This window comes from Shouchella oshimensis (assembly GCF_004375095.1).
GTDB lineage: Bacteria > Bacillota > Bacilli > Bacillales > Bacillaceae_D > Shouchella > Shouchella oshimensis.
Genome location: NZ_SNUX01000003.1, coordinates 100,009 through 114,446, shown reverse-complemented (window position 1 = coordinate 114,446; position 14,438 = coordinate 100,009). Strand labels below are relative to the sequence as shown.

The following is a 14,438-nucleotide window of genomic DNA, read 5'->3' as shown; positions in this document are numbered from 1 at the left end:
TCCTTAGACAATGTTAACGCATTAACATTCCTCCTGTAGCATCAAACGTTGAACCGGTTACATAATTGGCTTTTTCTGACACTAAAAAGGTTGCAATCTCTGCCATTTCTCGTGGTTGAGCTACGCGACCAATGGGAATTCTATTCAAATAATACTCTTCTTTTTCTTGTAAAGATTTTCGAATCATGTCAGTTTCCACAATGCCTAGAGCGAGATTGTTGACAGTAATCTTGTCTTTTTCATGTTCTCTCGCTAACGATTTAGCAAATCCTACTATACCAGATTTGCTTGCGGCATAATGAGCATGACCTGTGGTTGAACCATGAAAGGCCGCTTGAGAGATGATATTTAACAGTGTTCCTGCACGCTTTTGTTGCACACAGTGTTGAACAAAAAGCTGGCTTATTAAAAAGACACTTGTTAAATTGGTTTGCAAGGTTTCATTCCATTCAAGTAAAGACATATCTTTGATGTAACGTGTTGGCCACACGGCGGCATTGTTTACTAAAATATCAACAACGCCAAATTGAAGTGCCTGTTTAATCATCTCTTTAATGCTTGTTGGGTCAGCGAGATTCATTTGCACGGCGTTGGCCACTTTCCCCTTCCCTTTAATCGCTTTTACAACTTCATCTGCTTTTTCCTTATGTCCATGATAGGTTAATGTTACTTGTGCTCCTTCATCCGCTAAGCATAAAGCCATTTCTCTTCCTACGCCTCTTGATCCACCGGTAACAATGGCATGCTTTCCTTGTAAGCCTAAATTCATTGTTTTACTCCTAACGCCCAAACATCCGCCATCTTGTGAACAGTCTCTTGGTAACGCTTGAATTTCTGCTCATAAATAGCTGCTTTTAATGGATTGGGCTGAATCGTTGTTTTTACTTGAACCATAGCTTCAGAAGCTTGTTGAATAGACTCATATTCACCGGTCATAACAGCCGCACACATAGCTGTTCCAAGTGTTCCATGCTCCTGCACGTTAATAACCTCTACCGGTAACTGCAAGGCATCTGCAAACAGTTGAACCCAAACATCTGATTTTGTAACACCGCCTGCAAGCCGAACGACCGTTGGCTTTACCCTAAATTGAAGCAAGCGCTCAACATGCGCCATATGACTAAAAACTACACCTTCATATATAGCACGTAAGAGGTGAGCTCGCTGGTGCCAGCTCAGCAGTCCAATAAAGCAGGAACTGGCATGAGATACTGCATTTGAGCCAAATAAAAATGGCAAAAACAGTAGTTCACTTTCTTCTGGTTCTGTTTGAGAAACAAGCTCATTGCAAAGATGGTAAATTGATTGGTTCTTTGCCTTCGCTTCATTTTTTTCCAATGGCATACATTGATTGATATACCACTCTAAATTACTTGCTGAGGTCGGGCTCGCTTCAGTTGTTAACCAGAATCCATCTATACAATAAATGGACGTCATAAATAAATGTTTATCGACTACTGGATTTTTTGTGATGTACTCATTAATACTCCAAGTACCAGCAACAATACATAAATGATCTTCTGAGACCAAGCCAGATGCAATAGCAGAAGCGGATATGTCGAACATCCCGCCAGCAACCGGCGTGCCAGCTCGTAATCCAGTGAGTGTAGCTACTTCTTCTGTAACGCTACCGCAACAAGCTGTAGCGTTTCGTAAAGGCGGTAATTTATCAAATACCTCTTCTATCCCAAAAAACGCTAATAGCTCCTTGTCATAACATCGGTTGCGGACATTCAGTAAACTTGTTCCTGAGGCATCGGTTTGTTCAAAGAAAACATCTCCCGTTAGTTTATACCGAATGTAGTCTTTCACCATGAGAATAAAATCTGTTTTCGTATATACCTCTTTTTCGTTCTCTTTCAACCAAGCTAACAATGCGACTGGCTGACCTGCCCAAACCGATTGCATCGTCTTCGGTAGGATTTCCTCGTCATAGCGAGGATCCGCTCTCCATTGATGAACGTACTTTTGAGCTCTTTGGTCCGTAGATATGATCCCGTTATACGTCGTCTCTCCCGCTTTATTCATAACGTATAAGCCATTTCCATGCCCTGTAATAGAGATACCTACTAGTTCAACAGCTGCTATCGCCGAACGGGTCAAAATCTCACGAATAACAGCAAGATTGGCTTGCCAAAGTTCTTCACAATCTCTCTCCGTATAATACGGTCTTGGCGTTAACATCTCTGTCTTGCTTACCGCTGTTACAATTTCTTCACCTTTCAATGAAAACAGCGTAGCCTTCGTCATCGTACCGCCATTATCAATGCCTAATACATATTTCATCATTATCCTCCCTAAAACGTTATGATAACGACTACATGGTTTCTAAGCACATGGTTTGATATAGCTGGTACGCACTCTCTACTGAATCTCCTTTATGAATAAGCGCATTTAGCGCTGCCACCATTGCAACTGGAGACTTATTCTGAACAATGTTTCGTCCGACCGCTACACCCTTCGCACCGTTTGCCAAACAGTGGTTTACGAATGATAGATATGCCTTTACATCATCTGTTTTTGGTCCACCTAAGGCAAGCACCGGAACTTTGGCATATTGAGCAATTAACAGATCGTCCGGTTCACCTGAATAGCGGGTTTTAATCACATCCGCCCCTAACTCAACCGCCATATTTGCCGCAGCTGCAAGAATAGGTGCATGGTTCGAAGATTCTGTTGTTACTGCATACCCATATGGCAGTGATTCCACTATCAAAGGAACGTTCCATTCATCTGCTTGACTCGCTAATTCTCGCACAGCTTGATGCGTATGCTTTTCATTATGTGCACCTGGAAACGTCATGACGATTACCCCATCTGCACTAAGACGCAGTGCCTCTTTAACACTTAATACAGTAGTTGTATCAGGAACAGAAGTATCAAATACATTTGTTGACATATCTGCTCGCAACATCATCCCAACATCTTGAAATGCGTCTGGATAACGTTTGACCATTCCGTACGTACCAAGGACTGCATCAAGTCCGTGTTTAACGAACGTAGGAATAAGTGGAATCACCTTGTCAATCCCTTCTATTTTTGACGAAAAATAAGAACCATCTAAAGCCAATGTTAAAGACTTTCCATCTTGGGCAAATACTCTAGCTAGCCTACGCTTTTTTGTCATTTCCCCCTCCAGTTTTTGAAATAGTGCGACTCCAAATCAATGTGTTGATCTTAATAAAATGGACAAATTGATGTCAAGGGCACAACGAAAGGGATGGATACTATTCCCTTTGACTTATGTCTTTCTTTGTCGGAAGTGTTTTCTAATGCTCAAAAGTTAAGTATACTTTTATTATCTTAAAATAGTTAAGAGGCAATCTATTGGAGAATGAACTGTTAAGGCAAGATTTATCAAGCGAAGAACAAGCCCTCGTTAATCGCATTATGCAAAAGTACCAAAAGAATAAGGTCATTACATACATATTATGGCTTTTTACTGGTTTTGTTGAAGGACATCGCTATTACATGGGGGATACTCGTTATGCTGTTGGAAAGACTGTAACCCTCGGGGGCTTTGGAGCATGGTGGATAATCGACCTTTTGATTATTGAGAAAAGGCTCAATTTTCTTAAGGATGTATTAGAATATCAAGTAATTGATCAAGTTTTAATGTATAGAAGAGATTATTATAATCAATCTTATAGCAACTTTCATTTTAACTATGACCCTCGTTATCATCATCAATATCCACCGACTCATGGACACCACAGACAACGTAATCATCCAGACGATCGCTACGATCGCTGAGCCTCTAAATAGGCTCTTTTTTAATAGGTGTTGATCTTTGTCTGTTATTGGCGAATTATCTTTTTTCTTTTTTCTAATTTTACGAATATAAAAAAGAAGTTCTGTAAATGCATAGTTATCTCAATATCGAAGCCATTATGCTAGAAGAATTTGAAATACAGAAAACTCAATTATTCCAAACAAACCGATACTAATTTCTGAACCTGCTTGAAAGATTGTGTTTTACCGCATTATACAAATGCGGTAACTGCATAAAGTCGCTTTTATATGATAGAATTTACATAAATGATTTACATGATATATTCTAAAATTAGGTGATGACATCAAATGATTGCAAAAACAGAAGAAGATTTTAACGGATTAAAAGAGATTGGCCGTATTGTCGCGTCTATAAGAGACGAGCTTGTTCGTCAATCAATTCCTGGAATTTCAACGAAAGAGCTCGATGGACTTGCCGGGACTTACTTTGAGAAGGAAGGTGCTGTTTCGGCACCGAAAAGTGAATATCAATTTCCTGGTTATACGTGTATCAGTGTCAACGATGAAGCGGCTCATGGCATTCCAAGTAAGCGCGTTATTCGTAAAGGAGATTTGGTTAACATTGATGTGTCTGGTTCAAAAAACGGCTATTTTGCAGACACAGGAATATCGTTTGTGGTTGGTAAAGGAAACAGTTAGAGAAGCTATGTAGCGTAGCTAAGCAGGCTTTTGAAGAAGGGTTAAAAAAAGCGGTCCCTGGTTCTAAGAAAAGCAGATTAGGAAAAATCGTCAATCAAACTGCGCAAGCAAACGGTTTTACCGTCATCAAGAATTTGACCGGACACGGTATTGGTCGTGCGATTCACGAATCACCTGATCATATTTACAATTACAACGACACGTTGGATGACGAACTTCTTAAGGAAGGGATGGTAATTGCCTTTGAGCCATTTATATCCACTTCTGAAGAGGAAGTCTTTCAGAAGAACGACGGCTGGACATTCGCAACTAAAAATAGTTATGTGGCTCAATATGAACACACCATTATTCTAACAAAAACAGGTCCTATCATAACCACCTTGTAAGCCATTGTCGATCTTAACAGAGAGCACTAACACTCTCTGTTCTTCTTCGTTCTGTTATTCAACTAGTAGACTATTAATCTTTTCTGCCCACATATATTGTTTACCAGTTGTCATTCTCCTTAACTTGAAAGGCATATTGCCTCAATTCCTCTGTAACTAAATTAGTCGAATCGCATAGATCACAATAAATATGAGGCGCTTTTGTTACGTATTGGCTTAACACATATTCGGACAATTTCTTTGGTCCTCCACATTTGCTGCAAAACATGAGTACAGGCATATGCTCCCTCCTATCTTTAGCTCCCCCAACATAACTCCTGCTAAATTCTTTCTTTCACAATTAATAAAGCCTTCTGTTCATTATCCGTCATCTCATCATGACCATCTGTTAGAACCTTTATAGCAACTTGCCCATTATCTTGACGAATGAATCGAGCTACAATCGTTAATCCTTTATATACATCTGTCGTGTTGTTTCCATTCCGTTGAATACTTAACATCGCAAAAACCTCCTTTCTTAAATAGAGACCTCTCTACTTCTTAAAGAGAAGAGCTTTATAAAAAATCAATCAGTATGAACAAATTTCTTAAAGACTCATCACCTATAAACTTACAGAAAACTTAAACATTTATTCGGCGATTGTCTAATGATGTCGAAGCTATATATCTATAGAAATAAGACCTTTATAATAATGATTCATTACATAAAAAGGGGTTTTATCTATGAAAAAGCTTTTATTATCTAGCGCTTTAGTGAGTTTAGTTGTATTAAGTGCATGTGGGGATGAAAACGAAGAAACAACAACGGATCCAGTAGAGGAAACGGCTGCGGATAGTACAGATAGTACAGAGACCTCAGATGAGAGCACTGAGGATACTGACGAAACTGAAGAAGATACACAAGAAGAAAATGATAGCGCAACCAATGATACTACACTTGATACTGGCGAATTTGTTTATGAAATTAAAGAAATTGAGCAATTAGATAGCCAATACGATGCAAGCACACAAATCTTGGCAGTTGAATTAACCTTTACGAATAATAGTGAAGATGCAATTAGCCCTTGGATATCCCAAGGCATTACCGCTGAACAAGAAACGGATACGACTGTTGAAACGTTAATGGGTTCAAATGGCCTATATCCTGAAGACTACAAAACGGAATTAGTCGAAATGGGCGATACAAATGTTAAACCGGGCGCTACTGTTGATGCAGTAATTGGATTTGAAATCTTATACCCAGGTGAGCCAGTAACGTTAAAAGAATTTACTTTTAATGGCGATAGTTCTTTCGAACATGTAGTTGAGACAACAGAATAACGAAATCATTCACACCCGCTCATTTGAGTGGGTGTTTTTTTGTAGTATCGTTTGCGATTTTGAGTGAATGACGCCCACCGTTTTAAATTAAATAAGTTATCGCATACCCTTTTCGATGTAAAAAAAGAGAACTCCCTCATAAGACAGTCTTCTTAATAATTAAAATGCAACTTCATACTTCCTTAACACGGAGAACAAAAATACGTTTTTAATTTCGTAACTGTAAAAAAAGCTACTTTTGTTTAATTTTGTTTAAAAAGTTTTTAGTCTCAATGATGTCGCTCAGAAAATCGAACAAGCATTCAATTCCTGAGCAATGTGGTCAAAATGTGGTCATTCACATCATATCGGCACGTAAAACCCTGTTAAATCAATGTTAAAATTGCCACACACTCCACGTGATTTGTTTGTGGGAACATGTCAACTGGTGTAACTTCTTTTGTCCGGTAGCCGCCGTCTTCTAACATGCGTAAGTCTCTAGCAAGAGTGGCTGGGTTACACGAGACATAGACAATTCGTTCTGGTTTCATCTTAAGCATTGTGCTAAGCAATGCTTCATCGCAACCTTTTCTTGGTGGATCTACGACAATGACATCGGCAGTAACGCCTTGAGCATGCCACCATGGAATCACTTTTTCTGCTTCTCCAACTGCAAAGGTTGCATTGTCAATATGGTTGAGTTTTGCATTTCGCTTTGCATCGGTAATCGCTTCAGGAACAATTTCAACCCCATACACGTGCTTTGCTTTTTGAGCGAGAAAAAGAGAAATGGTTCCGATTCCACAGTAAGCGTCTATAACGGTTTCGCTACCAGTGAGTTCTGCGTAATCAAGTGCTTTCTGATACAGTCGGTTTGTTTGATCTGGGTTCACTTGATAAAACGAGCGTGCCGATATGGCAAAGCGGATGCCGTTAATCTCATCGTATAAATACGTTTCTCCCCATAACACATCCGTTTGCTTTCCGAAGATCACATTGGTACGTTCATTGTTTATGTTTTGGACAACCGATACAACAGTTGGAATTGCCTCTCGTATCCCCGCTATCAGCTCGTCCTTTTGTGGGAGCTTTTTACCTCTTGTTACTAAAACAACCATTACTTGATCCGTTGTCTTGCCGTACCTTGCCACAATATGCCGCAAAATGCCATTATGTTTCTCTTCATTATAAGCAGGAATCCTTAATTCTTTTGCTAATCGTTTAACCGTTTGAACAACAAGGTCATTCTCTTTATGCTGAATGATGCATTCATCCATATCAACAATATGGTGGCTTCGCTTTGCATAAAAGCCTGCGACAAGTTCTCCCTGTTGGAATGCTACAGGCACTTGCGACTTGTTTCGATAGCGCCATGGCTCATCCATTCCTACAACCGGATGAACTGGAACATCTGGCAATTTACCAATTCGGGTCATAACCTCTCTAACTTGCTTCTGTTTCATATGCAGTTGGGCGTCATAGTCCATATGTTGAATTTGACAACCACCACATTGATGAAAAATTGGGCAAGGTGGTTCTACCCGGTTCGGACTTTCATCAACAAGGTTCATTAATCGCGCAAACCCGTAGCCTTTTTTCGTTTTCACAACTTTCACTTCCGCTTTTTCACCTGGAAGTGCTTGTGGAATAAACAAAGCATAGCCCTTTACTTTTGCGACACCCGAGCCATCATGAGTCAAGTCTTCTATTGTTACCGTGAGGGTTTCATTTTTTTGTACAGGTACTGTCTGTTTCATATACGGTTTCGTCCTTTGTTCACTAATGTCATCCGTTCATTGTATCACGTAGTAGTTGGTAAAAAAAGAGGCCTGTACAGCTGTACAGCACCTCCATTCATTATACCTTTCCTTTTTTATAAAAGTTTGTAAAGTAATCGTTTGTTTCCGATACAACGATTTTCCAAAGTAATAATAAGGCAATTAAGTTCGGAATCATCATAAGCGCGTTCGCCATATCCGCAAATGCCCATACAGCTTCAAGACTTACTAATGCACCAATTCCACAGGCTGTTACATAGATAAGACGATACACGGTAATACCTTTTGTGCCAACAAGGTATTCAAAACATTTTTCACCGTATATATACCAACCAACAATTGTTGTAAAGCCAAAGAAAATGACCGAAAGTGCTACGATATACTCACCAAATGTTCCAAGTACGGATCCAAACGCCGCACCTGTTAATGCGCCACCTTCCAGAGATGGATCATGAAGAACGCCAGATAGAAGTCCACCTGAAGAATCCCAAAAGCCTGTCATAAGTAGTACAAGTCCTGTAACTGTGCAGACAATGATTGTTACAATAAACGTGCCTGTCATGGCAACAAGCGCTTGTTTTACAGGATGATCCGCACGGGCATTCCCGGCAATTAGCGCTGCTGTTCCAAGTCCGGCTTCGTTAGAAAAGATTCCTCTTGCAAATCCATTTCGAATGGCTTCAGCAACGATAATACCTGCAAAACCACCTGTTGCAGCTACTGGATGAAAGGCGTGGTAGAAAATCAGCTCAAAAGCTGGGATAATCATGTCATAGTTTAGAAAAATAATAAGTAAAGCGCCACCCATATAAAGAACGGCCATGGTAGGAACAAAAATTGTAGATAATAAACTAATCCGCTGAATGCCGCCGAAAATGATTAGGCCAACGAGTATAACTAAACTAACAGCCGTTAATAGATTCGGAACGGAGAAGCTATTGTTCGCTACATCAGCAACGGTATTTGATTGAACACTGTTACCGATCCCTAACGCAGCGATAGCACCGAACAGCGCAAAACCAATCGCTAAAAATTTAAATTTACTCCCTAATCCTTTTTCAATATAATACATAGGACCACTTGAATATTCACCGCGATCATTTTTCACGCGGTATTTTACAGCAAGCAATGCTTCAGCATATTTAGTTGCCATTCCAAGTAAACCAACAACCCACATCCAAAAAATAGCTCCCGGACCACCAAAGCTAATTGCTGTTGCTACACCAGCTATGTTACCGATTCCAATAGTTGCTGAAAGAGATGTCATTAACGTTCGAAAGTGGCTAATATCCCCTTCTGCTGAGGAATCTTTCTCGTCTTCCTTTCCGAATGCTAGTTTAAATGCATGAAGTAAACGGCGAAATTGGAGCCCTTTTAATGCAACAGTTAAAAAAAGACCTGTACCGAATAACAAAATTAATCCTGGTGGGCCCCATAAAAAGTTGTTAATGTTTTCTATGATGTCTAAAATACTCATCTTGTCACTCCTGAACCAAAAGCTATTGTATGATAGTATTACTAATTGTTAGTTATTCTACCATGCTAGATTATACTTGTATTTGTGAAACTTCACAATCTGAAAACGTTTCCTTCGTTTTTTCACACAATCTACCATTTCCTAATGAAGGAGGACCAGCTATGTTCGATGATTTACAGCAACAATTTAATCGTTCATTCGATTCTTTAGAGGACTTCGCTGACTTAATTAGTGACTACTTGCAATGTCCCGTTACGATAGAAGATGCCAACCATTACTTACTAGCTTATAGTTCACATGATGATGAAACCGATCAAGCGAGGGTATCTACCATTATTGGACGTAGAGTACCCGAACGAGTCATTAATCGCTTTTGGAAAGATGGTGTTATTCCTAAGCTTAATTACAGCGACGAACCACTTATTATTCCTACAATTGATGAAATTGGACTTGGTAACCGCGTCGCCATCTCCATTCGAAAAAATGAAGAAGTACTTGGTTATATTTGGGTTGTAGACGTAAGAGGCATTCTTAACAAGGAAAACTTAGCTCTATTAAAAATGGCTGCGCGAAAAGCCCGAAACCAGCTCTTACAATTCAATTTACAAAGGAAGAAGAAAGAGCGCAATGAACAAGAGTTACTCTGGCAAATGATTACTGGAGAAATTGCCAACTACACAAGAATGAAAGAGCAATTACTTCGAATAGGGCACCAACAAGATCAGTCTATTGCCATTCTGATCTTTTCAATAAAAGATCTGTCAAAGGACCTTATGAAGCAACTGACGTATCTGACAAACACCACCCAGAAAATGAAAATCTTAATTCATACATTTGATGAAGATCAGTTAATACTGTTAGTAGCACCTAAGGATAAACGGACTTTTGTAGAAGAAACGGAACAATTCCTTCATTCTTTTCTTAAACAAGTAAACGATCGATTTGATCAAGACTTTCAGGCAATCGGCTGTGGTTACCCTAAAGAAGATCTGCGTACCATTAATGAAAGTTACAATGAAGCCACCGCTGTTCTGCGATTAAAACAGTTATTTCCTAGGGAATTAAAAAGCGCCTATTTCTATCATGAGTTAGGTGCATTCCGCTATATTGATTTGTTAAAACGCACGCCGGAACTTCAGAAGTTAGCGACAAACCCAGCATTAGAGAAACTAGCCACGTATGATCGTGAAAACCAAACCAATTTAATGGAGACACTAGAGACCGTTCTTGATTATGAAGATCAATTAACTAAAGCTGCTAAAAAACTTCACTGTCACGTAAACACGTTAAATTATCGTTTAAAGCGAATTAAAGACATTACGATGATTGATATTAAAAATCCAGTCCAAAAAATTGGTCTTTATTTTGATATAAAGTTAGTTAGAAAAAAACACTAGAGCCTTTTTGTTGATTTAAACAAATAACCGCTTCCAATTTGTTTTTTTGTAACAATGCGTTCCTTCATTTGTGGATTTATACTAAACGTACACATTCACACTACCTTGTTTGGAGGAATTATAGATGATTATTGGTATCCCTAGAGAAATTAAAAATAATGAAAACCGTGTGGCGATGACTCCTGCCGGTGTTGTTGCCTTAACTAAAGCCGGTCACCAACTAATCGTTGAACATAACGCAGGTGTCGGATCTAGCTTTGAAGATACCGATTATATTGCTGCTGGCGCGACAATACTTACAGAAGCAAAAGAGGTATGGGCTCAGTCGGACATGATTATGAAAGTAAAAGAACCTCTTTCAAGTGAATACGGCTACTTTCGTGAAGGATTAATTCTATTCACGTATCTACACCTTGCAGCTGAAGCTGAGCTTGCTCAAGCACTAGTTGACAGTGGCGTGATTGCCATTGCGTATGAGACTGTTGAAGTAAACCGCACGCTTCCACTTCTTACACCTATGAGTGAAGTAGCTGGGCGTATGGCTTCTCAAATCGGTGCCCAATTCTTAGAGAAATTAAAAGGTGGAAAAGGAATTCTCCTTTCCGGTGTACCAGGTGTAAAACGTGGAAAAGTTACCGTTATTGGCGGTGGTGTTGTTGGAACAAATGCTGCGAAAATTGCAGTTGGTTTAGGTGCTGACGTTACACTCATTGACTTAAGTGCAGACCGTCTTCGTCAAATTGATGACCAATTTGGAAACGACATTCAAACGTTAATGTCTAACCCACTGAACATTGCTGAAGCAGTCAAAGATTCTGACCTTGTAATTGGTGCCGTTCTTATTCCGGGCGCAAAAGCACCTAAGCTTGTGACAGAGGAAATGATCAAATCAATGAGTCCTGGATCCGTTGTAGTTGACGTTGCTATTGACCAAGGTGGTATTATTGAAACTGTAGATAAAATTACAACTCATGATAACCCAACATACACGAAGCATGGTGTAGTTCATTACGCTGTAGCGAACATGCCAGGTGCTGTGCCTCGTACATCAACACTTGGACTTACCAACGTAACCATTCCTTACGCGATGCAAATTGCGAATAAAGGGGTTCAACAAGCATTAGCAGATAACCCTGCTTTAGCTCTTGGACTAAACGTTGCAAATGGTAACGTTACGTATAGTGCTGTTGCACGTGACCTTGGATATGAGCTTGTTTCCGTTGCAGATGCATTAGCAAAAACTCCGGCAAAAGCATAATATCCTTCCACCGCACACATAAGCCCTTCATCGTATGATGAGGGGCTTTCTTGTATAGGAAAAAGGAGTAAAGAAATGACACAAACTAGTTATCGTCAAACGTATGCTACGATCGAGCTCAGTGCCATTGCTCATAATACCCGTACGTTTAAAAAGCTACTAGCAGAGAATTGTCAACTAATGGCGGTTGTAAAAGGAAATGGCTACGGCCATGGTGCTATTCCTGTTGCCAAAGAAGCACTTGAACATGGTGCAACTTATTTAGGTGTTGCCATAATAGATGAAGCCGTTGAACTTCGAGAAGCAGGAATTAGAGAACCGATTCTCGTGCTTGGCTATACACCACCCGAAGCCTTCTCCACCGCTATTAATAAAGATATTACGATTACGTTGTTTGATAAACAACATGTCCAGTCATTAGGACATGCCGCTACTACATTACAAAAACAAGCAAACGTTCACTTAAAAGTTGACACGGGTATGGGGCGAATTGGTATGCAATCCCCAGATCAATTAGTAGAAACGGCCAAAGAAGTTCACGCACATCCTTCTCTTCACCTTGAAGGCATCTTTACTCATTTTGCGGAAGCCGATTGTCTTGAATCTGATTACACAGATGAACAGTATTCTAGGTTTTGTAAATACCTTGAAGCTGTAGAAGCTGAAGGCATGACGATTCCGATTAAGCATTGCTGCAATAGCGCTGGAACCCTCTATCATCGAGAGAAGCATATGAACATGGTGCGTGTTGGTATTAGTTTGTATGGATTACGACCTGATACTGCGCTAACGTTTCCTGTACCACTGCAACAAGCTATGCATGTATACGCCATGGTAGCCGCTGTTCGATTAGTCCGTAAAGGCGAAACAATTAGCTATGGTCGAACACATGTATTAGCGTCTAATCGAAAAATTGCAACGCTTGCTATTGGCTATGCAGACGGACTTTCTCGTGCTCTATCCAACAAAGGACATGCCTTGTTTTCTGGGCAACAGGCACCTATTCTTGGCCGTGTCTGTATGGATCAAACGATGATTGATGTAACAGACATAAATGGAGTCCAACCTGGGGACGTGGTTGAATTTCCCATTGATCATATGGCCGACAGTACCGATACAATAAACTACGAGATTGTTTGCGCCCTGACAAAGCGTGTCCCACGTTATTACAAGAAAACCGCCCATTAAACGAGGCGGTTTTTTGTAGATTTAGATTTTTGACATAGAATCACCCTTCATAAACGATATGACCACAACATCCAACCAACTACTGCTACTAGTGACCAAGCACATACAATTCCAACTATCAGCACAAAAAACTTACCTTTTACACCAAACCCTTTTTCTTTTTCAACGTGCCATGAATCAATGGCACGTCCTTTTAAGATCTTACTAATGTTTATGATAGGCACAATAATACAAATAAAAATGAAAAACACCACTACCGTACTCGCCTCATCCAATCGCAATGATTGTAGATTTGTCAGGTAGAGAATGCAGATAGCTGAGAGCATATAGAACACGCCATCTACTCGCTGCTTCCTTAGCCATTCGTCTGTTCCGTACTGTTCAATCTCATGCTCGACCAATAACTGTTGCCACCGTAATGGGAGCAAACTCTTTTGAACGGCAACCATTTTCCATACCGCTAACACAAGCTGAATGACGATCGTCACACGAACGAGTGTAACAATAGTTACTAGTCCTTGAACATGAGAAACAAATAGGAGGACGAACAGGAAAAGATAGACGTTTAGCCATAATACTTCTTGTCTTCTTGCTTTTTGAATTTGGTCATTCATTGTTAATCATTTCCTTTGTTATAACATTAAGAAAAGAACAAATAGATGATTACGCCAAATAATCCCCAAACCAACAACATTGATATACTCAACCACAACGTTTTTCCTTTAAGTCTAAAGCCTTTAACCTTATAACCAAAGAAAGCATCTATATAGCTTTTGCGAACGATATGTCCAATGTTTATGGATAAAACAAAAAGGATTAGATAGGGGACAAGTACTTCAACTCGTATAGGATATCTATAGAAAGACTGATTGCTAGGATTAAGCATATAAAGACCAATGAAATAGCTACTAATCACTACTAGAACGAGGAGTAAAGCATGTTTCCACCTTTTTCGATTCTTCCAATCTGAATGACCGTAATAATTAATTTCATGAGCACGAAGCTTTTTCTGCCAGTTAAAAAGAGGTTTTGGCCATTCTGGTCTAAACGTTTTCATAACCAAAACTACTATTAGGCTGACGAAAAATAGAAGAATCACCATCTCAAAGATTCTAAAATAAAAACTGACGAAAAGAAAGATCATTGTTAGTAAGATAATGGCATTTTCAAAGATCCACTCTAACCGTCGTTCTTTACGTATATCCAACAATCCGTTTCCCTCCC

Annotated in this window: 14 protein-coding genes and 1 pseudogene; 6 read left to right on the top strand and 9 right to left on the bottom strand. The window is 39.7% G+C overall.

Going from position 1 to position 14,438, the window contains the following annotated elements; all coding sequences use genetic code 11:
* Positions 1–13: 13 nt before the first annotated feature.
* Genes E2L03_RS11315 through E2L03_RS11305 form a run of 3 tightly spaced genes read right to left on the bottom strand, consistent with a single transcriptional unit; the run spans position 14 to position 3,127 of the window.
* The gene (locus E2L03_RS11315; RefSeq protein WP_134259217.1) at positions 14–769 is read right to left on the bottom strand and encodes an SDR family NAD(P)-dependent oxidoreductase; all 756 of its coding nucleotides are present in this window, start codon (positions 767–769) and stop codon (positions 14–16) included.
* Entirely contained in the window at positions 766–2,286 is a 1,521-nt protein-coding gene (locus tag E2L03_RS11310; RefSeq protein WP_241741794.1) for an FGGY-family carbohydrate kinase, read from the bottom strand. The genes E2L03_RS11315 and E2L03_RS11310 overlap by 4 nt, the downstream gene beginning before the upstream one ends.
* 31 nt (positions 2,287–2,317) lie before the next feature.
* Entirely contained in the window at positions 2,318–3,127 is an 810-nt protein-coding gene (locus tag E2L03_RS11305) for a class I fructose-bisphosphate aldolase (RefSeq protein ID WP_134259215.1), read from the bottom strand.
* Positions 3,128–3,327: 200 nt separating this feature from the next.
* On the opposite strand from E2L03_RS11305, the gene E2L03_RS11300 reads away from it, so the two are divergent.
* The gene (locus E2L03_RS11300) at positions 3,328–3,753 is read left to right on the top strand and encodes a TM2 domain-containing protein (protein WP_134259214.1); all 426 of its coding nucleotides are present in this window, start codon (positions 3,328–3,330) and stop codon (positions 3,751–3,753) included.
* 327 nt (positions 3,754–4,080) lie between these two features.
* Positions 4,081–4,817, top strand: a pseudogene (gene map / locus E2L03_RS11295) (type I methionyl aminopeptidase).
* Between the two features lie 100 nt (positions 4,818–4,917).
* Here the strand turns inward: map and E2L03_RS11290 are convergent.
* Together E2L03_RS11290 and E2L03_RS11285 are read right to left on the bottom strand one after the other, a co-directional pair.
* On the bottom strand, positions 4,918–5,097 hold the full coding sequence (locus tag E2L03_RS11290; RefSeq protein WP_055737005.1) for a hypothetical protein: 180 nt from the start codon (positions 5,095–5,097) through the stop codon (positions 4,918–4,920).
* Between the two features lie 40 nt (positions 5,098–5,137).
* Positions 5,138–5,317 (bottom strand): hypothetical protein, encoded by a 180-nt coding sequence (locus E2L03_RS11285; RefSeq protein WP_134259213.1) that lies wholly within the window; start codon positions 5,315–5,317, stop codon positions 5,138–5,140.
* Positions 5,318–5,540: 223 nt separating this feature from the next.
* On the opposite strand from E2L03_RS11285, the gene E2L03_RS11280 reads away from it, so the two are divergent.
* On the top strand, positions 5,541–6,137 hold the full coding sequence (locus tag E2L03_RS11280) for a DUF5067 domain-containing protein (RefSeq protein WP_134259212.1): 597 nt from the start codon (positions 5,541–5,543) through the stop codon (positions 6,135–6,137).
* Positions 6,138–6,502: 365 nt separating this feature from the next.
* On the opposite strand, the gene rlmD is transcribed toward E2L03_RS11280, so the two are convergent.
* Complete coding sequence (gene rlmD / locus E2L03_RS11275; RefSeq protein WP_134259211.1) at positions 6,503–7,873, bottom strand: 23S rRNA (uracil(1939)-C(5))-methyltransferase RlmD; 1,371 nt, start codon at positions 7,871–7,873, stop codon at positions 6,503–6,505.
* Positions 7,874–7,973: 100 nt separating this feature from the next.
* Positions 7,974–9,371, bottom strand: a complete 1,398-nt coding sequence (locus E2L03_RS11270) for an alanine/glycine:cation symporter family protein (RefSeq protein ID WP_134259210.1) — start codon at positions 9,369–9,371, stop codon at positions 7,974–7,976.
* A gap of 161 nt (positions 9,372–9,532) precedes the next feature.
* On the opposite strand from E2L03_RS11270, the gene E2L03_RS11265 reads away from it, so the two are divergent.
* From E2L03_RS11265 to alr, 3 genes are all read left to right on the top strand, one after another.
* Positions 9,533–10,768 carry a PucR family transcriptional regulator gene (locus E2L03_RS11265; protein ID WP_095149839.1) on the top strand — a complete coding sequence of 412 codons (1,236 nt, stop codon included), beginning with the start codon at positions 9,533–9,535 and terminating at the stop codon, positions 10,766–10,768.
* 124 nt (positions 10,769–10,892) lie between these two features.
* The gene (gene ald / locus E2L03_RS11260) at positions 10,893–12,026 is read left to right on the top strand and encodes an alanine dehydrogenase (RefSeq protein ID WP_134259209.1); all 1,134 of its coding nucleotides are present in this window, start codon (positions 10,893–10,895) and stop codon (positions 12,024–12,026) included.
* A 75-nt stretch (positions 12,027–12,101) separates the two neighbouring features.
* Entirely contained in the window at positions 12,102–13,214 is a 1,113-nt protein-coding gene (gene alr / locus E2L03_RS11255) for an alanine racemase (protein ID WP_038478009.1), read from the top strand.
* 47 nt (positions 13,215–13,261) lie between these two features.
* Here alr and E2L03_RS11250 read toward each other — a convergent pair whose 3' ends face one another.
* Together E2L03_RS11250 and E2L03_RS11245 are read right to left on the bottom strand one after the other, a co-directional pair.
* On the bottom strand, positions 13,262–13,828 hold the full coding sequence (locus E2L03_RS11250) for a hypothetical protein (RefSeq protein ID WP_134259208.1): 567 nt from the start codon (positions 13,826–13,828) through the stop codon (positions 13,262–13,264).
* Between the two features lie 26 nt (positions 13,829–13,854).
* Positions 13,855–14,424, bottom strand: a complete 570-nt coding sequence (locus E2L03_RS11245; RefSeq protein ID WP_038478003.1) for a hypothetical protein — start codon at positions 14,422–14,424, stop codon at positions 13,855–13,857.
* Between the last annotated feature and the right edge of the window lie 14 nt (positions 14,425–14,438).